Raw genomic sequence first — 21,694 nt, 5'->3', positions numbered from 1 at the left:
CATGTGTGGCATCGTCGGCGCCGTCGCCAGTCGTAACGTCCAGAACATCCTGCTCGAGGGCCTGCACCGCCTCGAATACCGTGGTTATGACAGCGCGGGCATGGCCGTCCTCTCTGAAGAGGGTCGCCTGAACCGCGTGCGCGCGCTGGGCAAGGTCGGGGCGCTGCAGAGCCGCCTCGAGGAAGCCCCGCTCAAGGGTCGTGTCGGCATCGCGCACACCCGCTGGGCCACCCATGGCGCGCCGAGCGAAGCCAATGCCCACCCGCACCAGTCCGGTGATAGCTTGGCCGTGGTCCACAACGGCATCATCGAGAATTACGAGACCCTCAAGCGCGAGCTGGAAGGCCAGGGCTACGTCTTCACCTCCGAGACGGACACCGAGGTGGTCGCTCACCTGCTGGCACGGGAATATACCCTGAGTCAGGACCTTCTGACCGCGGTGCAGAAGGCTGTGGCACTGCTCGATGGCGCCTTCGCGCTGGGCGTGGTGCATCGCGCCCAGCCAGACGTGCTGATCGGCGCGCGTCAGGGCAGCCCGCTGGTGATCGGTGTCGGGATCGACGAGCACTTCCTGGCCTCCGATCAGCTGGCGCTGCTGCAGGTCACAGATCGCTTCATCTACCTGAAGGAAGGCGATCTGGTGCGCATGACCGCCGAGCAGATCGAGATCTTCGAGCAGGGCGAGCGTCTGGTCACCGAGGCCAACGAGCGTCCGGTGCAGACCTTCGAGCACGCGCAGGATGCCGCTTCCAAGGGCGATTATCGTCACTTCATGCTCAAGGAAATCCATGAGCAGTCGCGTGTGCTGGCCGCCACGCTGGAAGGCCGCCTGAACGGCGATCACGTGCTGGTGCGCAGCTTCGGCAGCGAGGCGGAAAACCTCTTCCGTCAGGTCAAGCAGGTGCAGATCGTCGCCTGTGGTACCAGCTACCACGCCGGCATGGTCGCGCGTTACTGGATCGAACGTCTGGCCGGCATTCCGGCGGCGGTCGAGGTCGCCTCCGAGTTCCGCTACCGTCCGGTGGTGGTCGCCGATGGCACCCTGTTCGTCACTCTGTCCCAGTCCGGCGAGACCGCCGATACGCTGTCCGCGCTGCGTTATGCCCAGTCGCTGGGTGGCTTCCTCGGCAGTCTGGCGATCTGCAACGTCCCGGGCAGCTCGCTGGTGCGGGAATCAGACCTCAGCCTGATGACCATGGCCGGCCCGGAAATCGGCGTCGCTTCCACCAAGGCCTTCACCACCCAGCTGGTCGGGCTGATGTTGCTGACACTGTCGCTGCGTCGTGTGCGTGGCGGTGATGAGGCCGGTGAAGCCGAGGTGGTGCGTGAGCTGCGTCAGCTGCCGTCGCTGGTCACCAAGGCACTGGCCATGGACAGCGAGATCGAGCGCCTCTCCGAGGCCTTCGCCGACAAGCACAATGCACTGTTCCTCGGGCGTGGTACCCAGTTCCCCATCGCACTGGAAGGCGCGCTCAAGCTCAAGGAAATCTCCTACATCCACGCCGAGGCCTATCCGGCGGGCGAGCTGAAACACGGCCCGCTGGCACTGGTCGATGCTGACATGCCGGTAGTGGCGGTGGCGCCGAACGACGAGCTGCTCGAGAAGCTCAAGTCGAATCTGCAGGAAGTGCGCGCGCGTGGCGGCGAGCTTTATGTGTTCGCTGACGAGAACATCAGCCTTGAAGAGAGCGAAGGCGTGCGCGTGCTGCGCATGCCGCATGTCAGTGAAGTGCTGGCGCCGATTCTCTACACCCTGCCGCTGCAGCTGTTGTCCTATCACGTCGCCGTGCTCAAGGGCACCGATGTCGATCAGCCGCGCAACCTGGCCAAGAGTGTCACGGTCGAGTAATTTGCGATGCAAGACGGCTGCGCCATATCTGGCGCAGCAGTAGATGAGCCCAGTCTCATTGTGCCAACGGCAGCCTCAGGGCTGCCGTTTTTGGTATCCTGTGCGCCTGCCTTCTTATCCCCTTCCGTCCGCTGCGCGTTCATCGCCCGGCGCACGCACGTGACCTGCCATGACTGATCGCGACGCATCGCTTACCCGCCTCAACAAGTTCATCAGCGAAACGGGCTTCTGCTCGCGACGCGAGGCGGATCGCTACATCGCCGAAGGACGAGTGACCATCAATGGTGTCGTGCCCGAGATGGGCACCAAGGTCGCGCCGGGCGATGAGGTGCTGGTCAATGGCAAGCCATTGAAAGCCAAGCAGGAAGCGGTCTATCTGGCCTTCAACAAGCCGGTGGGCATCACCTGCACCACCGAGCGCCATGTCGACGGCAACATCATCGATTACATCGGTCATCCCAAGCGTATCTTCCCGATCGGTCGCCTCGACAAGCCCTCCGATGGCCTGATCTTCCTGACCAGTGACGGCGATATCGTCAACAAGATCCTGCGTGCCGGCAACGCCCACGAGAAGGAATACGTGGTGCGGGTCGACAAGCCGATCAACGGCGACTTCCTCAAGCGCATGGCCGCTGGCGTGCCGATTCTGGACACCATCACCCAGCCGTGTCGCATCGAGCAGATCTCGACCTATGTGTTCCGCATCATCCTGACCCAGGGCCTCAACCGTCAGATCCGTCGCATGTGTGAGGCGCTGGGCTATGAGGTCTTCAAGCTCAAGCGGGTGCGCATCATGAATGTCAGCCTGGACGGGCTGGGAGTCGGCGAATGGCGGTATCTCACCCAGCGCGAGATGGCGGATATCCAGCAGATGATCGAGGGCTCCAGCGGCACTGAGGAAGCCTCGCGCCTGGCGGCGGCACCGCCTCCTTCCCAGCATGCGACGGCCGCGCGCCATCAGCGCGCCGCCCAGGATACGGATACTGGCCGGCGTAGCGGCACTCGACGCCAGGAAGGCGGCAAGAGCGGATCCGGCCAGCGCAGTCCTGATAAACGCGAGACACGTCAGCGCGGCGCTGATCAACGCCATCCGGGCCAGCGTTCAGGAGCCAAGCAGGAGGGTGCTGGGCGTCGCGAGCGTTCTGACGAGCGCACCACGGGTCGTGGCAATCAGGAAGGCAGAAGCGACGGCAGGAATTCCAGCAGGAATGCCACCAAGAGTGCGGGAGGTGCCGGCAAGCTCGCCAGCGGCCTCAAGCCGCGCACGCGTGGCAATGCCAGCGATGGCCGCAATGAGCGTGGCGCGGCCAACAGCAAGGCCTCTGTCAACAAGGGCTCCGCCAACAGCAAGACCGCTGCCAACAAGGGCGGCGGCAGCAAGAGTTACGGCAACACGAGCTCGGGGAAAAACAGCTCGGCTGGCAAGGGCGCCTCGTACAAGGGTGGCGGTTCTTCCAACGGGGGACGCGGTCGCCGCTAGTGAGCCGTCTGCACCTGCTTGTCATGCGCCGGTGAGGCAGGCTGTGCGGTCTGAGGCGTGCGGCGATGATAGCGGCCCAGCACGAAGGACAGTGTCGCGAATGCCAGCGCCGAACAGATGACCTGTGGCCAGGGGTAGACCAGTGCGGCGATCGCGATCAGCAGCAGGTCGAAGGCGAAGGTGGTGCGACCAGCATGGATGCCGAAGCGTCGCTCCAGATGCAGCGCCAGAATGTTCAGGCCGCCCAGCGAGGCGTTCTCGCGAAACAGCAGCGTGATGCCTAGGCCGATCAACAGGCCTGCGGCAATCGCCGCGACCGGCAGGCTGACGGCGCCCAGCGGCAAGCTGACCGCCAGCACATCGGACAGCACGGAGAGCAGGCTGACGCAGCCCAGCGTGCGCAGGGTGAAATTCAGCCCCAGCTGTTTCCAGGCCAGGCCGTAGAAAGGCAGGTTGATCAGGAAGAACAGGCTGCCGAAGCTCAGTGCTGTCAGGTCGGCACCCAGCAACGACATGCCGGCAGTGCCACTGACCAGCAGGCCACCGGCCTGCAGCAGGCGTACGCCGAGCGCCACCAGCAGGCAGCCCTCGATGAGCGTGATCAGGCTGCGCAGGGTGATGGCATTTGCCGCGCGAGAGCGGCTGCCGCTGGCGCGCAGAATGAGTCGTTGGAAAGCAGTCATGACAGGCTCCGGGGTATGGGCAGTCAACAAGAGTGTCTTCCGGCGCGGCTTGTGGCTGGCAGGAAGCGGAGTCAGGGCGGTGGGTGGACCGCCTGCTGACGTGTCATGCAGGATGCGGACCATAGCATGCCGTGATGACAGTTTTTATTGTGCTTACGTCGCTCTGCCAGACGATATTCTTCGGCTTGTTGGCTCTTTGACCCTTATATTCCTCTAGTTCTGGCCTCTTCATGCACCATTTTCATGCAGCCTCCGCACCGTCGGATGCCTCGCACTCGGCGGGGCATCTTCATCTCGGACTCGCGATGTGGGCCAATGATGACTGGCGCGGCAGCCTGTTGCCGGGCAGCGGCCCGCGGGAACATCTGGCGGATTACGCCCGGATCTTCGATAGCGTCGAGGGCAATACCAGCTTCTATGCCCAACCCACGCCTGCTGCCATCGCCAGCTGGGTACGTCAGGCGCCGACCCATTTTCGTTTCTGCTTCAAGTTGCCGGGCCGACTGACTCATGAATTGCGCCTGCAGGGCATCGAGCACGAGCTGGCGGAATTTCTCGATTGCCTGGCACCGATAAAGGACCGCCTCGGTCCGATCATGATTCAGCTGCCGCGTGACCTCGGGGCGGAAGTCCTGCCACGCCTCGAGCAATTCCTGCAGTCGGTGAAGGGAGCAGGGTTTGCCTGGTCGGTGGAGCCCCGCGACCCGGTATTCTTCGCCAAGGGCGAGGCGGAACGACAGTTGAATCGCTTGTTGATAACTCACGCAGTCGATCGCGTGATGCTGGATGTGCGTCCACTCTTCAGTGGCCCTACCACCGCACATCCGGGCCTTGCGGTGGCGCGCTCGGAAAAGCCTCACCGCCCATCGCATGTGTTCTCCAGCGGACAACATCCCGTGGTGCGCTTCATCGGTCATTACGATGAAGCTACCAACCGGGCACTGTTCGCTCCCTGGGTAGAGCGACTTTTCTTGTGGATAAGTCAGGGGAAAAGCCCGTTCCTCTTCGTGCATACACCGGACAACAAGGCAGCCCCCGCGCTGGCACGCCTCTTGGCCAACCAGGTGCTGGCGAAACTGGAGCGCCCCTTGATCGGGGTCTTTCCGGGAGAGGGGCAGGGCAGCCTGTTCTGACGCTCCACCTGGCCGTGAGGTTTCTCCTGTGAGGCCATGGTCTGATGGTGGCTTGCTGGCAGATGGCCACTCAATCGAGTAGCTTTAGCCACATGTTGCCGTTACCGCGGCGATATTTACCGGAGATGGGCAGTCTGCCCGTTCCGGCGTGCCTATCGGCACTTGCCTGTCATTCCCCACGACCTACCCGGTCAGCGTGAATGCCGGGAGCACCACAGCAGTGATCCTGCGACGCCATCGTGTTGGCCACGGATGATCCGTCCGCATTGGCAGCATGATGCAACAAGCACAACAAGGTGCCCGAAGTCGCTACCAGCGACTGGCACCCTCGCGACGAATCAGGGATTCACATGTCATCCAAACCGCATTCCCACGCACAGTGGTCTTCTCGCCTGGCCTTTACCCTGGCTGCCGTCGGTTCATCCGTCGGTCTGGGCAATATCTGGAAATTCCCCTACATGACAGGTGAGAGCGGCGGCGGTGCCTTCGTCCTCGTCTATCTGATCTGCATACTGCTGATCGGTCTGCCGATCCTGATGTCGGAATGGCTGCTGGGTCGCCTGGGGCAGAAGAACCCCATCTCGACCATGAGCCACATCAGTGCCCGGCTCAAACGCAGTCCCGCCTGGGTCTTGATCGGGGTGGCCGGCGTGCTCGGCGCCTACCTGATCCTGTCCTTCTACAGCGTCATCGGCGGCTGGGCGCTGGCCTTCATCGCCGACGCGGCCAGCGGCAGTTTCGAAACCCTGACCTCTGACACGGCCGGTAGCCTGTTCGGCGGTCTGCTGGGGGATCCGACCACACTGCTGGCCTGGCACAGTGCCTTCATGCTGATGGTGATCCTGGTCGTGGCCGGCGGGGTCGCCGGTGGCCTGGAGCGTGCCGCCAAGATCCTGATGCCGCTGCTGGCGGTGATGTTGATCGTGCTGGTCGGCTACGCCGCCACCACCGATGGCTTCGCTGATGCCGCCGCCTGGCTGCTGACGCCGGACTTCTCCAAGCTCGACAAGGATGGTGTGCTGGCGGCCATGGGGCATGCCTTCTTCACCCTGTCACTGGGCATGGGCATCATGATGGCCTACGGCTCCTACCTGTCCGATGACGTCAACATCGGGCGTACCGCGCTGGTCGTGGTGGTGCTGGATACCGTCATCGCCCTGCTGGCCGGTCTGGCCATCTTCCCGGTGGTGTTCTCCAACGGCCTCGACGCCGCCGCGGGCCCGGGCCTGATCTTCCAGACCCTGCCGCTGGCCTTCGGTCACATGCCGGGCGGTGAAGTCTTCGGCGTGGTGTTCTTCGTGCTGCTGGTATTCGCGGCCTGGACCTCAGGCATCTCGCTGCTGGAGCCCATCGTCGAATGGCTGGAAGAGAAGACGCCGATGTCGCGCGTCGGCTCGGCCTGGGTCGCGGGTATCGCCACCTGGCTGCTGGGCATCGCCACCATCCTGTCCTTCAACCTGTGGAGTGACGTGGCGCCGCTGGGCATGTTCGCCAAGTTCGAAGGCATGACCATCTTCGACCTGCTCGACTACGCGACCAGCAAGCTGATGCTGCCGCTGACCGGTCTGGCGACCATCGTCTTCGTCGGCTGGTTCATGGGCCGTGACGAGGTGCGCAGCCAGCTCAACATGAGCGACTCGGCCTTCTCGCTGTGGAGCTTCGTGGCGCGCTATATTGCCCCGATCGGTGTGGTCGTGGTGTTCGCGTCCAGCCTGTAGGTCAAGTGAGATCTCGAGAGATATAGAGAGATCTCGTGAAACACTTGCCATGACATGCCTCAGGTGTCATGGCAGGCAATGCGAAAGGCCCGCCATCCGGCGGGCCTTTCCTGTTTCTGAGCTTGGAGAATCTCAACCCGGTCGCGTGCTTGCCTGGCAGGCGTCATGGCCGGGTAGCACTGCGCTGCGTGGCCGTCGTCTGTCATGCGTTTGACGTAGAAGATTCATCCTTTCCGAGAGGGAAAGTCGCCATCAGGCGTGAGCCTGGTTTCAGGTATTGAGAGGCGCATGGCGGCGGATACGCACTAAAATGGTGCGTCAAGGATGATGGCGGCACGCGATAGAGGAGAAATGTGACAAACAGAAGAAGAGCGGTGGGGCGGAAAATGAGGTGAGAAAAAACGAATATTTCGGGATTGATGAGCAGGACAACGGGCATGACAGCGCAGAAGGCGTTTCTGTCAGGGGTGATGATGCTGAAATTGCGCGAGAGGGGGGTACGACCATGCTCGAAAGAGATGGTGGAAGGTGTCGCATGGAGCCCGAACCCTGGCGGACCAGAGCGTGAAAACATCACTGATCGGCGGGGAGCGTATCGCCTCCCCGCCTGGAATCAGTGGGTGTCGATATCGCTTTCAGTATCCATTTCCAGCACTTCGATGTCGCTTAAATCCTCGCTTAGGCGCTTGATTTCGTGGTGCAATTCTATTCCACGACGGGCGCGGAGATGGCGGACTGCGCTTTGTTTCTTGCGGGCCTGATGTTCGTCGGCACCGAGAGTCATGAAAATATCGAGAAGCTCTTTCTTGAGCGTATCTACCTGCTCTGAATTACGCATGATTCGACCTCCATGGCATCCAAAGGATGTGGGCTTTCACTGGCGCCACACCGTTTTACTATAGCTCACTTGACAAAATTGTGACTATAGCCTGCCTGTGCAGGCGACACCCCTGGGGGGATGACGTAAGCTCAGGCATGCCCATGAAGTCTGCAAGGAGTGTGCCGTGAGCCATGCCATCTTCGACGACCTGAGGAGCCGGATGGAGAATTTCCGCCGCTCTGAACAAAAGGTCGCACGCTATGTCCTTCGCCATCCGGAGGAAGTGATTCACATGCGGATCGTCGATCTGGCCAGCGAGTCATCGGTCAGTGAGCCGACGGTCGTGCGTTTCTGTCGGGCAATGGGCTTTGCCGGCTTCCAGGATTTCAAGCTGCAGCTGGCGCAACGCCTCGCCACCGGCACCCAGTTCGCCCAGTTCTCCATGAATGACTCCGACAGCGTGGCCGAGTTCTCGCACTCGCTGTTCGATTCCACCATCGGCACCCTGCTGTCGGTGCGTGACCGTCTGGATGCCGAAGCCGTCGCGCGCGCCATCCACTCGCTGGCCTCCGCCAGCCGGGTCGAGTTCTACGGTTATGGTGCCTCGGGCGCCGTGGCTCACGATGCCCAGCACAAGTTCTTCCGCCTGCAGATCTCCACCGCCGCCTACACCGACCCGCACATGCAGAACATGTCAGCGGTGACGCTGGGGCCGCGCGACGTGGTGGTGGCCATCTCCCAGACCGGCCGCACCAAGGCGCTGATCGCCAGCGTGCGTCTGGCGCGGGACGCCGGCGCGACCGTCATCGGGCTGTGCCCGAGTGGTTCGCCACTGGCGGATGAAGTCACGCTGCCGCTGCATATCGATGTGCACGAAGACACCGACCGAGATCTACACCCCGATGAGCTCGCGTATCGCGCACCTGGTGATCGTCGATACGCTGGCGGTCGGAGTCGCCAAGGCGCGCGGACCCAAGCTCAAGGAGCAGCTGGAGGCGGTCAAGAAGAGCCTCGCCACCCTGCGCATCGACGACCACGACTTCGATACCCACTGAGCACCGCCCGGGCATCATCTGTCTTGAAGGCAAGTGCAAGGTACGTATGTGCAAGGAAGGCCGGCGCGGGGAAGAGCAGGGCAGGCCGCTGTGATAAGGTGGATGCCTGAACAGGGGCAGCGAATCTCACGCTGCTCCGCTCCTCGACTCCTCTGCCCTGTGGTGAGCCCTGCATGTCCGAATCGCCCCTCCTCGATCACCTCAACACGCATCAGCGTGAGGCCGTGTCCGCGCCGCCGGGCAACATGCTGGTACTGGCGGGGGCCGGTTCCGGCAAGACCCGCGTGCTGGTTCACCGCATCGCCTGGTTGATGGACCAATACCAGTTCTCGCCCTACGCCATCCTGTCGGTGACCTTCACCAACAAGGCCTCGCGGGAGATGCGCACGCGTCTCGAGGCGCTCAATGGCAGCAGCCTGCGCCATATGTGGGTCGGCACCTTCCACTCCATCAGTCACCGTCTGCTGCGCACCCACTGGCAGGAGGCGCGCCTGCCCGAGCACTTCCAGATCATCGACAGCGATGACCAGCTGCGCATGGTCAAGCGGCTGCTCAAGGAGCACAACGTCGATGACGAGCGCTGGCCGCCCAAGCAGGTCCAGTACTTCATCGCCGGCTGCAAGGAGGAAGGTCTGCGCGCCCATCAGGTGCAGACCCATGGCGATGCCTACATGGGCAAGATGGTCGAGATGTATGAGCTCTATCAGCTCGCCTGTGAACGCGGCGGCCTGGTCGATTTCGGTGAGCTGCTGCTGCGCTCGCTGGAGCTGCTGCGCGATACGCCGCACCTGCTGGCGCATTACCGCGAGCGCTTCGCCCACCTGCTGGTCGACGAGTTCCAGGATACCAACACCCTGCAGTACGCCTGGCTGAAGCTGCTGGCCGGTGATCGCGAGTGCATGACCGTGGTCGGCGATGATGACCAGTCCATCTACGGCTGGCGTGGCGCGCGGGTCGAGAACATCCAGCGCTTCACCGAGGAGTTCGCCAACACCCGCGTGGTGCGTCTGGAACAGAACTACCGCTCCTCCAGCGCCATTCTGGAGGCCGCCAACGCCCTGATCAGCCACAACGGCGGGCGCATGGGCAAGGAGCTGTGGACCGACAGCGGTCGTGGCGAGCGCATTCGTGTCTATGCCGGCTTCAATGACATCGACGAGTCGCGCTACATCGCCGACACCATCCGTGAACTGGTCAATGAGCATGGCTACAGCCGCGACGAGATCGCGATCCTGTATCGCTCCAACGCCCAGTCACGCGTGCTGGAGGAGACGCTGATCCGCCAGGGCATGCCGTATCGCATCTATGGCGGCCAGCGCTTCTACGAGCGTCTCGAGATCAAGAACGCGCTCGCCTATCTGCGCCTGATGAACAACCGCGAGGACGATGCCGCCCTGGAGCGCGTGATCAACGTGCCGGCGCGTGGCATCGGCATGCGCACCGTCGAGCAGCTGCGTGAGCGCGCACGCTACGGCAACCTGACCATGTGGCAGGCGATGAGCGATGCGGTCTCCGATGGCGCCCTCAAGGGACGCGCCGCCACCGCCGTGCGAGCCTTCGCTGACATCATCGATGGCCTCGACAACGACACCGCCGGCATGGCGCTGCATGAGCTGGTCGAGCACGTCATCCACGTCTCCGGCCTGCGTGAGCATCACGCCGCCGAGAAGGGCGAGAAGGGCCAGGCGCGCCTCGAGAACCTCTCGGAGCTGGTCAACGCCTGCCGTGCCTTCAGTCAGGGCGAGCGCATGGACCCGGAAGCCCCCAGCGAAGGGGCCGAGGCGCTGGAGCCCTTCCTAGCCGAAGCCGCGCTGGATGCCGGCGATCACGAAGCCGCCGAAGGCGAGGAATGCGTGCAGATGATGACGCTGCACTCCGCCAAGGGGCTCGAATTCCCGGTGGTATTCGTCGCCGGGGTCGAGGAGGGGCTGTTCCCGCACAAGATGTCGCTGGAAGAGCCGGGGCGTCTCGAGGAAGAGCGTCGTCTGTGCTACGTCGGTGTCACCCGCGCCATGCAGCGCCTCTACCTGACCTACGCCGAGCTGCGTCGCATGCACGGCAAGGAGACCTTCCAGCGGCCGTCGCGCTTCCTGCGTGAGCTGCCGGAAGAGCTGATGGAAGAGGTGCGTCTGCGTGGCCAGGTCTCGCGTCCGGTCTCGACCCAGCGCGCCACGCCGAATCGCCGTCCTTCCGGTCCGCGTCAGGAGAGTGTCGAGGCCAATGGCGACATGCCGGCACTCTCGCTCGGCAGCCTGGTGCGGCATCCGCTGTTCGGGGAAGGCGTGGTCATCAATGCCGAAGGCCAGGGCGAGCGTGCGCGCGTGCAGATCAGCTTCGAGGGCGAAGGCGACAAGTGGCTGGTGCTGGGCTTTGCCAAGCTGGAAGTGCTGAGCTGATCCTGCATTGATGGCAGACGCAGCCATGAGGCGCTGACAGCAGGCGCTGGCAAGAGGTGTAGCGCGGGGCAGGGGGCGCGGTATTCGTTCGCCATTACGGCCTTGGTGCAGTTGTGGGCCATCCATGGGTCGCGGCATAGTGGCAGACATGCTGTCTTGATGCCGCGTCATGCATTGCCCACAACTCGAACAAGGAAAGTCCCATGCAACGCCGCCGTTTTCTCTCTGCTCTGGGGGCCGGTGCTGCCGGTCTCGCCGCCGCGCCTTTCGTGTCCACCGCCAATGCCGCCGAGGGCGAGACCATCCACTGGAAGATGGTCACCTCCTGGCCGAAGAACTTCCCGGCACTGGGCACCGGTGCCAATGAATTCGCCAGCCTGATCGGCCAGCTCTCCGGTGGTCGCCTGCAGGTCAAGGTCTATGGTGCCGGCGAGATGGTACCGGCGCTGGAAGTCTTCGATGCCGTGTCCTCCGGTACCGCCCAGATGGGCCACTCGGCCTCCTACTACTGGAAGGGCAAGGTGCCCGCGGCCCAGTTCTTCACCGCGGTGCCCTTCGGCATGAACACCACCGAGACCAACGCCTGGCTGTATCATGGCGATGGCATGAAGCTGTGGGACGAGATCTACTCGCGCCACAACCTCAAGCCGCTGGCGGTGGGCAACACCGGCACCCAGATGGCCGGCTGGTTCAACAAGGAAGTGAACAGTCTCGAGGACATGAAGGGTCTGAAGATCCGCCTGCCGGGGCTGGCGGGCGAAGTGATGAATCGCATCGGCGCCAGCGCGGTCAATCTGCCGGGCAGCGAGATCTTCACCGCGATGGAAACCGGCGTGATCGATGCCACCGACTGGGTCGGCCCCTACAATGATCTGGCCTTCGGCCTGCATCAGGTGGCCAAGTATTACTACTCGCCGGCCTGGAACGAGCCTTCCGCCATCCTCGAAGGCACCGTCAATCTCGAGGCCTGGCAGGCACTGCCGGAAGACCTGCAGCAGGTGGTGATCCAGGCGGCCAGAATCGCCAATCACGCCATGGTGGATGAATTCGCACTGCGCAACGCCACCGCGCTGACCTCGCTGGTCGAGGAGCACGGTGTGGAACTGCGTGAATTCCCCCAGGACGTCTATGCGGCGCTGTTCGATGCCTCCAACGAGGTGCTGGACGAGTTCATCGCCAAGGACGAGGACGCCAGGCGCGTCTATGAGTCCTACCGCGCCTTCCAGCAGCAGGTCGCCCCCTGGTCGCGTATCGGTGAGCAGGCCTATCTGGATGCGCGTGGTCGGGTGCTGGGCGAAGCCTGAGCGAGTCTCTTTTCGACTGCCTGCCGGACTGTCTGCCGGACTGTCTGAGCGCGTGACTGATTGTTGACGAAAAAGCCGCCCTCGAGGGCGGCTTTTTCTTGGCGTGTGGCTGACAGGAAGAGAGGCGAGGCGCCTGGCTCAGTCCTGCTTAGGATCAGTCCTGCTCCTCGATGATGGCGGTGCTGGCCTGCTCCGGTACGGCGCGGATGCGGCCATTGTCATCGAGTGCCACCATCACGTAGCAGGCTTCGGTCACCTTGGTCAGTGCGTGTTGATTGCGCTCCTGCGGCGGGCGGATCCAGACCTCGACGGCGAGCCTGATCGAACTGCGCCCGACCTCGGCCACCTGAGTGAAGATATTGACCACCGAGCCGATACGCACCGGCGACAGGAAGTCGAGGCCTTCGACGGCCACGGTGGCAGTGCGGCCGTGGGCGACGCGCCCGGCGGCCAGCTCACAGGCCTCGTCCATGCGGTGCATCAGCCAGCCGCCGCTGATGTCGCCATAGAGATTGGTGTCCTGGCGTTGGGCGATCAATTTGAGCGTCAGTGTGCCGTTCGGCGTCGGGATATCATCCAGAGCTTGCATGTCATGACTCGCTATCTTGTTGTTATAAAATGGTCATTTCATTTCTGCACCCTTGCGTCTGAAAAAGGTGCGTCTTTTGGCGCAGGGCGCTGCCTTGCATAGGGCGCCTCCTTGTACAGGGCACTGCCTTGCACAGGGGGCCTTATACAGGGCACTTCGGCAATCGCCGAAGAAAGTCACCGGGTGCCATCGATAGCATCAGCGCGACGCAGACCATGGCGGATGAGCCGCAGCGGCTTCATCATCTCCTGTATCCTACTCCGGCGGACAAAGCACTGTCCTCACTGACAAGGGACTGTGAGGAGATTTTTTGCGCTGCAGCATGGAGTATCGTTACTCAACGCAGCAATGACGGATACTCGCTGTCTTTCGCCATGCTGCACGGGCCGCCTTGTTCCACCGTCGCCTGCCCGTCACCACGGGCGTGGCAAGCAGCGGCCAGCTCCGTGTCGCATCGTCATCTTGTTCATTCTCTGGTGGGAAGTCGCCATGTCAGTTTCCGTCGGGTCGCTTGTCCGTTCAGGCTTTCGCGCCGTGTTCGCGTCGCGTCGCGGGTCATCCGTGTCCTCCTCATATGCGCCCTCCTCATGCGTGCCCTGCCTGCGCTCAGGGCTGCTGTCGTTGCGGCTGATGTCGCTTGCCTGCCTGCTGGGGCTCTCGACGCTCTCGGCTCCGGCACTGGCCGACAAGGTGCCCGAATATCGCCCGGTGTCCGGGGTGGTGGGCAACCTGACGGCGGTGGGCTCCGATACCCTGTCGGTGCTGGTGACACGCTGGGCTGCCCAGCTGCGCCGCTATCATCCGGGGGTGCGCGTGCAGCTGCAGGCCGCGGGCTCCTCGACGGCACCGCCGGCATTGATCGCCGGCACCACCCGCATCGGCCTGATGTCGCGCCCGATGAGCGACCAGGAGCGTCAGGACTTCACGCGGGAATTCGGCTATCCGCCGCTGGGCGTGCCCGTGGCACTGGATGCGATGGGCATCATCGTGCATCGCAGCAACCCGCTGGAGGAGATCAGCATCGCGCAGCTGGATGCCATCTTCTCCGCCACGCACAACTGTGGTGGCCAGGCGGCCAATCGCTGGGGCCAGCTCGGGCTGAGTGATGAGTGGAATGACCGCCAGATCACGCGCTTCGGGCGCAGTGCCACCTCGGGCACCTACGGCGCCTTCCGCCGTATCGCGCTGTGCGATGGTGACTTCCGCCTCGATGTCAGCGAACAGCCGGGCTCGGCCTCCATCATCGGTGCGGTGGGCTCCTCACCCAATGGCATCGGCTATGCCAGCTTCAGCACCTCTTCGCCGCTGGTGAAGCAGCTGTCCGTCAGCCGTGAGGCGGGTGGCCACGCCGTCTTCCCGAGCCGGGCCAGCATTCGCGATGGCCGCTATCCGCTGACCCGCGCGCTGTACATCTACGTCAATCGCGTGCCTGACGAGCCGCTCCCGGCGCTGGAGCAGGCCTTCCTGTCATTGATCATGTCGCGCCAGGGCCAGCAGGCCATCCTGCGCGGTGGCTATGTGCCGCTGCCGGAAAAGCAGCTGCTGCACTGGCGTCAGCAATTGGGGCTGGAGGATGTGGATGCCCTTTGATTCGCCTTTGTCATCTCTCTGTCATCACTTGGACATAATCTCGGTGCCATACCCGCTTCATGCGTCTGCGGAGTCGACACTCCAGGGCGCGAATCCTTTCATGGTGATATTTCATGTCGGCAGTTGATGCCTCCCGAATGCAGCGTCGTCGTCTGCGGCATGACCGTCTTGCCAGTCTGTGGCTGACAGCGGCCGGGCTGGGCGTGATGGTCATCGTCGTCGTGATGCTGGCCTATCTGGTCAGCGTGTCGTGGCCGCTGCTCAAGCCCGCCAGCGTCACGTCGCTTCCTCAGCAGGCGCTCGAACAGCAAGTGAGCGACCAGCAGATGCCTGCCGCGCAGCTGTCCGACCCTGACTGGCTGTCCGACCCTGACTGGCTGACCGATCCTGACTGGCTGAGCACCTTGCCTGATATGCCGCTTGCCGCGCGTGACGGGCTGCCTCCCGTGCTGGCCAGTGATGATTCGACGGCGGATTCGCGCACCTCGCCGCTGGCGGGTGTCTGGCTCGCGGATGATCGCCTGCAGGTGGTTCAGCAGTCCGCCGCTGGCGTTCGCCTGCGCGGCAGTGCCATCGAGTTACCCGCAGGGCTTGAGCGCCGCCAGGCAAGCCTGGTGCTCAGCCGTGACCAGCTGTGGCTGCGCATTCCGTACGAGGAGGGCGATGGCCTGTGGCTGGCGTGTCTGGCCTTGTCATCTCCACACGCCTCCGCAGGCGCGCTGGATGACGATGCAGCAAGCCAGACTCCGCACTCCGAGTGGCAGCAGCAGTGGTTGCCGGGCACGGCCAGGCTGTCTTCGCAGCAGGGGCGTCTGCTGGTCACCGCTGACCGCGATGGCTTCACCCAGTGGCAACTGAGCGAGGCCTCCACCGGGACCAAGCCGCTGGCGCGCAAGCTGGCACATCACGCTATGGCCTCTTCTGCCTCCGCGTCATCGCCGGCGATCACTGCGATCAGCGTCCTGCGTGGCGGCAGAAGCCTGATCGTCGGAGACGCCGCAGGTGGCCTGTCTCATTACCTGTTGCCGGCGCACGCGCAGCCGCTGGTCAAGGTCGGCGTCTTTGACAGTGGCCTGTCGGCGCCGGTGGTGACGATGGCGGCCGCCCATCACAGCCTCGGCTTTGCCGCGCTGGACGCCAACGGCCGCCTTGGCCTCTATCTGGCCACCAGCGAGCGTCGCCGTCAGGTGCTGGACTGGCTGGATGCCTCTCGGGTCGCGGCTGGCGTGGCGCTGGAATTTGACAATGATGACCGCCGCTTGCTGGCATCGGCGTCCCGGGAGGCAAGGCTGCCCGGCCAGCTCGCTCGGGACGCGCCGCTGGGGGCGCTCGGCAAGGCCTATGCGGGGCTTGCGATACACGACCCTCATCAGGCCGTCGGGCTCGACGCCATCTTCGGCAAGGTCTGGTATGAGGGGCGCGCTGCGCCGGAGTGGATCTGGCAGCTGGAGAGCACCGGTACCCACGAACCCCGTCTGTCGCTGGTGCCCATCATGTGGGGCACGCTCAAGGCGGCGCTGGTCGGGCTGCTGTTTGCCGTGCCGTTGGGGCTCGGCTGTGCCATCCATGTCGCCTGCTTCATGGCGCCGCGCCAGCGTTCCCGCATCAAGCCGCTGCTGGAGATGATGGAGGCGCTGCCGACCGTGGTGATCGGCTTCATCGCCGCCCTGGTGGTCGCGCCCTTCGTCGAGCGTGAGCTGATGGCGGTGTTGCTGGGGCTGGTTCTGATCCCGCTGGGCACCATGGTGGCCGGCTTCCTGTGGACCCTGTCGCCGCGCGTATGGCGCAATCTGCTGCCGGAAAACATGGCGGCCTTCGGGCTGTTGCCGCTGCTGTTCGTGCTGCTGTGGCTGGATGTGACCATCGCCGGCCAGGTCGAGCAGTGGTGGTTCGACGGCGACCTCCGTCAGTGGCTGTTCAGCCACTACGGCATCGATTACGCCCAGCGCAATACCCTGGTGACCGGCATGGCGCTGGGGCTGGCGGTGATGCCGACCCTGTTCACGCTCAGCGAGGATGCCCTCTCGTCGGTGCCGCGCGATCTGGCCGCAGGCTCCGCGGCGCTTGGCGCGACGCCATGGCAGAGTCTGCGCCGCGTCATCCTGCCTGCCGCCGCCGTCGGCCTGTTCTCGGCGATGATGATCGGCATGGGGCGCGCCGTCGGTGAAACGATGATCGTGCTGATGGTGGCCGGCAATACGCCGCTGGTGGATGCCAGCCTGTTCGAGGGCCTGCGCTCACTGGCCGCGACCCTGGCCATCGAGCTGCCGGAGGCCGAGGTCGGCAGCAGCCACTACCGCTTGCTGTTCCTCGCTGCCCTGGCATTGTTCGTCTTCACCTTCGTGGTTAATACGCTGGCGGAAGTGCTGCGACAGCGCTTCACGCCACCCAATCAGGGGAGCTGGGGATGAGTCACCCTGACACGAATCGCGCCAGCTCCTCACTACTGCGCCCGCGCGAGCCGCTGGTCGGACGCCTGCAGCGCTACTGGCGCGACGGCGGCCCGTGGGGCTGGCTGAATGCCATGGCGGTCAGTGTCTCGCTGGTGCTGGTGCTGGGCCTGCTCAGCCTGCTGGTGGTGGGCTCCTTCAGTCACTTCTGGCCCTCACGGCTGGTCGAGGTGGAGCTGACGGCACAGCCGGGCCAGAGTCCCACGGCCCTGACCACCACGCGCGGTGAGCCGGCGGCCGACAATCGCCATCTGCTCGGCGAGCTGATACACGAGGAGATGCGCCGTGTCGCCTCGGGCGAGGGGGATGACGCTCGCCAGCAATGGTGGTTGCTGCAGACATCCTCGCGTGACGGGGCCGCGGCCAGCTGGCAGTGGCTGCCGGAGACGCTGCTCGACAGGATGACCTTACCCAGCCAGGCGCTGATGCTGGAAATGCGCGACGGCCGCACTCTCTACGGCATGCCACGGGCGCTGAGTGACCCGATGACGGGGGAGATGGACCACACGCCCGATGTCGGCGACGGGCCTGCACGGCCCTTGTCCGAGGACGCCGAGCCACTGTTTTCCCGCCTGAAGATGATCGAGAGCGAGCGCCGTCAGCTGCAGGCGCTACGCCTGGACAGTGAAGTCTTGAGCAGTCGCTATCAGGCGTTGCAGCAGTCGCTCGAATCCCGGCGCAGCGCCACTGCTGACGGTGCAGCGGCGCAGACTCATGAGGATGCTGAGCTCGAGCAGGAGATGCAGGAGGAGTTGGAAGAGGTGCGCAGCGCCTTCATCGAGCGTGAAGGTCAGCTGAGTGCCCTGCGGGATGCCCTGGCGGGCGGTCAGTTGCTGCTGGGCGGCAATGGCGGCTACGAAGGCCGCATCGCGCTCGATGATATCCGCAATGCCTGGCGGCCCAATGCGATGGGCTTCAGCGGCCGGCTGATGATGACGTTCAAGCGTTTCCGCGACTTCGTGGCCGGCGCGCCTACCGAGGGCTTCGGTGGCGTCTGGCCCGCCATCTTCGGCACCGTACTGATGGTGGTGCTGATGTCGATCATGGTGATGCCCTTCGGCGTGATGGCGGCGCTCTATCTGCACGAGGTGGCCCATCAGGGGCGCCTGACGCGCCTGACGCGCATCGCGCTGCGCAACCTGGCCGGGGTGCCCTCCATCGTCTACGGCGTGTTCGGTCTCGGCTTCTTCGTCTATGGGCTGGGCGCCGGAATTGACGAGCTGTTCTATTCCGAGCGGCTGCCGACGCCGACCTTCGGGACCGGCGGCATTCTGTGGGCCTCGCTGACGCTGGCCCTGCTGACCTTGCCGGTGGTGATCGTCGCCACGGAAGAGGGGCTGGCGCGCGTGCCGCGTCGTCTGCGCGAAGGCGCGCTGGCGCTGGGTGCGACACGCCTGGAAACGCTCAAGCGCGTGGTGATTCCGGCGGCCTCGCCGGCGCTGATGACAGGGCTGATTCTGGCCGTGGCGCGTGCGGCGGGCGAAGTCGCGCCGCTGATGCTGGTCGGAGTGGTCAAGCTGGCCCCGGACCTGCCGCTGGATGACAGCTTCCCGTGGCTGCATCTGGACCGCAAATTCATGCATCTGGGGCATCAGGTCTATGATCTGGCCTTCCAGAGCAGCGACGCCTTCAGCAGTCGGCCGCTGGTCTACGCGACCGCGCTGGTGCTGGTGGTCGTGATTCTATGCCTCAACCTGAGTGCCATTCGCCTGCGTCACATGCTGGCACAACGTTACAAGGGAGCCACCGAATGAGGCGTGACTCTGAGCAGCCCAAGCCCCAGTTGTTTCTTCAGGAGACGCCTGCGCGGCCGGCTGAGGACATCTGCCTGGAAACCCGCCACCTGAGCCTCGATTATCAGGCACGTGTCGGCAAGGAGAACCAGACGCGCCGCGCCCTGAAGGACGTCAGCCTGCAGATCGCGCGCAAGCGCGTGACGGCCTTCATCGGCCCTTCCGGCTGCGGCAAGTCGAGCCTGTTGCGTACCTTCAATCGCATGACCGATCTCGACGAACAGTCACGTCTTTCCGGCAAGGTACTGCTCGAGGGCGAGGACATTCATGCGCGCGGCGTGGACGTGCCGATGCTGCGCCGCCGGATCGGCATGGTCTTCCAGACGCCCAATCCCTTTCCGATGTCGGTCTACGAGAACGTGGCCTTCGGACTGCGGCTGGTCGGTGAGAATGACAAGCGCCACCTCGATGACAAGGTCGAATCCTGTCTGCGCTCCGCGGCGCTGTGGGAAGAGGTGAAGGATCGCCTGCACGACAGCGCGCTGGGGCTCTCGGGTGGCCAGCAACAGCGGCTGGTGATCGCGCGGACGCTGGCGGTCGAGCCGGAGGTGCTGCTGCTGGATGAGCCGGCCTCGGCGCTGGACCCCATCTCGACGCTCAAGATCGAGGAGCTGATCCGATCGCTGCGCTCGCGCCTGACGCTGATCATCGTCACGCACAACATGCAGCAGGCCGCGCGGGTCTCAGACGATACCGCCTTCCTGCATGAGGGCCGCCTGGTGGAATTCGCCCCGACCGATCAGCTGTTCACCAACCCGCGGCGCCGCCAGACGGAAGACTACATCACGGGGCGTTTCGGTTAGCGCGCTCATGCGCGAACGTGCAGCCAGGTAGCCTTTTCGCCCTGATATTGCTGACGATGGCGGCCAAATAGCGCCTTTGCGCCATGAGTGAAACATAACTGCAATCAAGTGTCGGCATGCTGAGGGGGAGCCCGCTGTGTCAGTCAGTAGTGGGCCATACTTGTCACGTCATTCATGTCACGCCCCCTGACTCGGTGGGCGTCTTTCCGGGAGAGGGAAATGGATATCACCAGCGATTCGCACGGCAAGCATATCTCAGAGCAGTTCAATCACGAGCTGGATGCACTGAAGACACACCTGCTGGCCATGGGCGGACTGGTAGAGAAGCAGCTGCAGGATGCCGTCACGGCATTGCTGGAAGGCGACAGTGAAACCGCCACGCGGGTGCGCGACAACGACAAGGCTGTCAACGACATGCAGCTCAAGATCGATGACGAGTGCACCCGGGTACTGGCCCGCCGTCAGCCGGCGGCCTCCGACCTGCGCCTGGTGCTGGCCGTCATCCGCGCCACCTCCGATCTCGAGCGTATCGGTGATGAATCGAGCAAGATCGCACGCAACGCCATCTCGCTGGTCGAGAACGGCCAGAGCCCGCGCGGCATGGTCGAGGTGCGTCACCTCAGTCAGCACGTGCGCAGCATGGTGCGTGACTCCCTGACGGCCTTCGCGCGCTTCGATACCGACCTTGCCCTCAAGGTGCTGCGTGAAGATGCCTCGGTGGATCTGGAATATCAGAGCGCGATGCGCTCGCTGATGACCTTCATGATGGAAGACGCGCGCCAGATCACGCCGGTGCTCAACGTGATGTGGATTCTGCGTGCGCTGGAGCGTATCGGTGACCACGCCGACAACCTGGCCGAGTACGTCATCTTCCTGGTCAAGGGAGTGGACGTGCGTCACACCGATACCCATGACCTGAAGCCGCAGGACCTGGACAAGAAGTGAGCTGACGCGCTTCCCTGCCCCTGTGTCGCCTCTTTCGCCCCGCTCCTGCTTACCGGCAGGCCGCGGGGCGATTGCGTCGTGGGAGCGCGAGCGATGTCAGGCGGCCGACAGCTGCGCCGCACAGGCGGGAGTGCTAGGGTGTGGCTCCGGTCAGCCCGCTGGCTGGCCGGTTCTTTTGAGATGACGAGGACGTCGCATGATTGATGCCGTATCGGCGCTGGTCCGCGGGACCCGCATGGTCTATACCCCCGGGCTGCGCCGCTTCGTATTCGTACCGCTGGCGATCAACCTGGTGCTCTACAGCATCACGCTGTGGGTATTGTTCAACCAGTTCGGTGGCTGGATCGATTACTGGATGCTCAAGGTACCGGCCTGGCTGGACTGGCTCAGCTGGTTGATCTGGCCGGTGCTGGTGGTGAGTCTGTTGCTGGTGGTGTTCTTCACCTTCAGCCTGGTGACCAACCTGATCGCCGCGCCCTTCTACGGCATTCTGGCCGAGAAGGTCGAGCATCGTCTGGATGGCACCCTGATTGACGATGACCGTGGCCTGATCAAGATCGGCGTCGACTCGCTGGGGCGTGAAATGGCCAAGCTGGGCTACTTCATCCCGCGCATGATCGCGCTGTTCATCATCGGCTTCATCCCGGGCCTGAACCTGCTCTCGCCGCTGTTGTGGGGACTGTTCTCGGCCTGGAGCATGTCGATCCAGTACCTCGACTACCCGATGGACAACCATCAGGTCAGCTTCGGTGACATGAAGCAGCGCCTCAAGGCGCGCTGGTGGCCCTCACTGACCTTCGGCGCCGCGGTGTTCGTCATGACGCTGGTGCCGCTGGCCAATCTGCTGTTCATCCCGGGCGCCGTCGCCGGGGCGGTACTGATGTGGCAGAGCCACTACCGTCAGTTGCCGGCGCCGCGTCGTTGAGACAGCCTGTCGCAGAGCTGGCTTGTCGCTGAACTGACTCGTCGCTAAGTTGGCTCGTCGCTGAAATAGCCGCAGCGTCGTCTGATTGACCAAACGAAACGCCCCGCAGTCGCCTCCTTTCGAGGTGGCTGCGGGGCGTTCTGCGTTGGGCTGGCGTCCGG

At 63.9% G+C, this 21,694-nt stretch carries 15 protein-coding genes and 1 pseudogene; 13 read left to right on the top strand and 3 right to left on the bottom strand.

Annotated elements, in window-relative coordinates:
* Position 1 precedes the first annotated feature (1 nt).
* Both glmS and rluF read left to right on the top strand, forming a co-directional pair.
* Positions 2 to 1,849, top strand: a complete 1,848-nt coding sequence (glmS, locus tag AOG28_RS10225) for a glutamine--fructose-6-phosphate transaminase (isomerizing) (protein ID WP_043331725.1) — start codon at positions 2 to 4, stop codon at positions 1,847 to 1,849.
* Between the two features lie 169 nt (positions 1,850 to 2,018).
* The gene (rluF, locus tag AOG28_RS17785) at positions 2,019 to 3,329 is read left to right on the top strand and encodes a 23S rRNA pseudouridine(2604) synthase RluF (RefSeq protein WP_082388684.1); all 1,311 of its coding nucleotides are present in this window, start codon (positions 2,019 to 2,021) and stop codon (positions 3,327 to 3,329) included.
* Here the strand turns inward: rluF and AOG28_RS10215 are convergent.
* Complete coding sequence (locus AOG28_RS10215; protein ID WP_082388683.1) at positions 3,326 to 4,012, bottom strand: YitT family protein; 687 nt, start codon at positions 4,010 to 4,012, stop codon at positions 3,326 to 3,328. The genes rluF and AOG28_RS10215 overlap by 4 nt on opposite strands.
* A gap of 230 nt (positions 4,013 to 4,242) precedes the next feature.
* On the opposite strand from AOG28_RS10215, the gene AOG28_RS10210 reads away from it, so the two are divergent.
* Positions 4,243 to 5,145: a DUF72 domain-containing protein gene (locus tag AOG28_RS10210; RefSeq protein ID WP_082388682.1), complete on the top strand. Its 903-nt coding sequence runs from the start codon at positions 4,243 to 4,245 to the stop codon at positions 5,143 to 5,145.
* 350 nt (positions 5,146 to 5,495) lie between these two features.
* The gene (locus AOG28_RS10205) at positions 5,496 to 6,863 is read left to right on the top strand and encodes a sodium-dependent transporter (RefSeq protein WP_043331727.1); all 1,368 of its coding nucleotides are present in this window, start codon (positions 5,496 to 5,498) and stop codon (positions 6,861 to 6,863) included.
* Positions 6,864 to 7,476: 613 nt separating this feature from the next.
* Here AOG28_RS10205 and AOG28_RS10200 read toward each other — a convergent pair.
* Positions 7,477 to 7,701 (bottom strand): PA3496 family putative envelope integrity protein, encoded by a 225-nt coding sequence (locus tag AOG28_RS10200; RefSeq protein WP_054556357.1) that lies wholly within the window; start codon positions 7,699 to 7,701, stop codon positions 7,477 to 7,479.
* A 166-nt stretch (positions 7,702 to 7,867) separates the two neighbouring features.
* On the opposite strand from AOG28_RS10200, the pseudogene hexR reads away from it, so the two are divergent.
* From hexR to AOG28_RS10185, 3 genes and pseudogenes are all read left to right on the top strand, one after another.
* Positions 7,868 to 8,738, top strand: a pseudogene (hexR, locus tag AOG28_RS10195) (transcriptional regulator HexR).
* A gap of 173 nt (positions 8,739 to 8,911) precedes the next feature.
* The gene (uvrD, locus tag AOG28_RS10190) at positions 8,912 to 11,134 is read left to right on the top strand and encodes a DNA helicase II (protein WP_043331731.1); all 2,223 of its coding nucleotides are present in this window, start codon (positions 8,912 to 8,914) and stop codon (positions 11,132 to 11,134) included.
* 203 nt (positions 11,135 to 11,337) lie between these two features.
* Complete coding sequence (locus AOG28_RS10185; RefSeq protein ID WP_043331733.1) at positions 11,338 to 12,438, top strand: TRAP transporter substrate-binding protein; 1,101 nt, start codon at positions 11,338 to 11,340, stop codon at positions 12,436 to 12,438.
* Between the two features lie 154 nt (positions 12,439 to 12,592).
* On the opposite strand, the gene AOG28_RS10180 is transcribed toward AOG28_RS10185, so the two are convergent.
* Positions 12,593 to 13,027 (bottom strand): acyl-CoA thioesterase, encoded by a 435-nt coding sequence (locus tag AOG28_RS10180; protein WP_054556356.1) that lies wholly within the window; start codon positions 13,025 to 13,027, stop codon positions 12,593 to 12,595.
* Positions 13,028 to 13,588: 561 nt separating this feature from the next.
* On the opposite strand from AOG28_RS10180, the gene AOG28_RS10175 reads away from it, so the two are divergent.
* From AOG28_RS10175 to cysZ, 6 genes are all read left to right on the top strand, one after another.
* A complete protein-coding gene (locus AOG28_RS10175; protein WP_200906777.1) occupies positions 13,589 to 14,617 on the top strand; it encodes a PstS family phosphate ABC transporter substrate-binding protein in 1,029 nt (342 codons plus the stop codon).
* A gap of 113 nt (positions 14,618 to 14,730) precedes the next feature.
* Entirely contained in the window at positions 14,731 to 17,028 is a 2,298-nt protein-coding gene (locus AOG28_RS10170; protein ID WP_082388681.1) for an ABC transporter permease subunit, read from the top strand.
* On the top strand, positions 17,025 to 18,821 hold the full coding sequence (gene pstA / locus AOG28_RS10165; protein WP_054556354.1) for a phosphate ABC transporter permease PstA: 1,797 nt from the start codon (positions 17,025 to 17,027) through the stop codon (positions 18,819 to 18,821). Before AOG28_RS10170 ends, pstA begins: the two co-directional genes overlap by 4 nt.
* A complete protein-coding gene (gene pstB, locus AOG28_RS10160; protein ID WP_082388680.1) occupies positions 18,818 to 19,663 on the top strand; it encodes a phosphate ABC transporter ATP-binding protein PstB in 846 nt (281 codons plus the stop codon). The genes pstA and pstB overlap by 4 nt, the downstream gene beginning before the upstream one ends.
* A gap of 219 nt (positions 19,664 to 19,882) precedes the next feature.
* Positions 19,883 to 20,608, top strand: coding sequence for a phosphate signaling complex protein PhoU (gene phoU, locus AOG28_RS10155; RefSeq protein WP_043331737.1), 726 nt, complete (start codon positions 19,883 to 19,885; stop codon positions 20,606 to 20,608).
* A gap of 196 nt (positions 20,609 to 20,804) precedes the next feature.
* Positions 20,805 to 21,533 (top strand): sulfate transporter CysZ, encoded by a 729-nt coding sequence (cysZ, locus tag AOG28_RS10150; protein WP_054556353.1) that lies wholly within the window; start codon positions 20,805 to 20,807, stop codon positions 21,531 to 21,533.
* Positions 21,534 to 21,694: the final 161 nt, after the last annotated feature.

The sequence above is a fragment of the Cobetia sp. UCD-24C genome (assembly GCF_001306765.1).
GTDB classification, from domain to species: domain Bacteria; phylum Pseudomonadota; class Gammaproteobacteria; order Pseudomonadales; family Halomonadaceae; genus Cobetia; species Cobetia amphilecti.
Note: the sequence above shows the minus strand (reverse complement) of the source record. Positions and strands in the feature narration are given on the sequence as shown.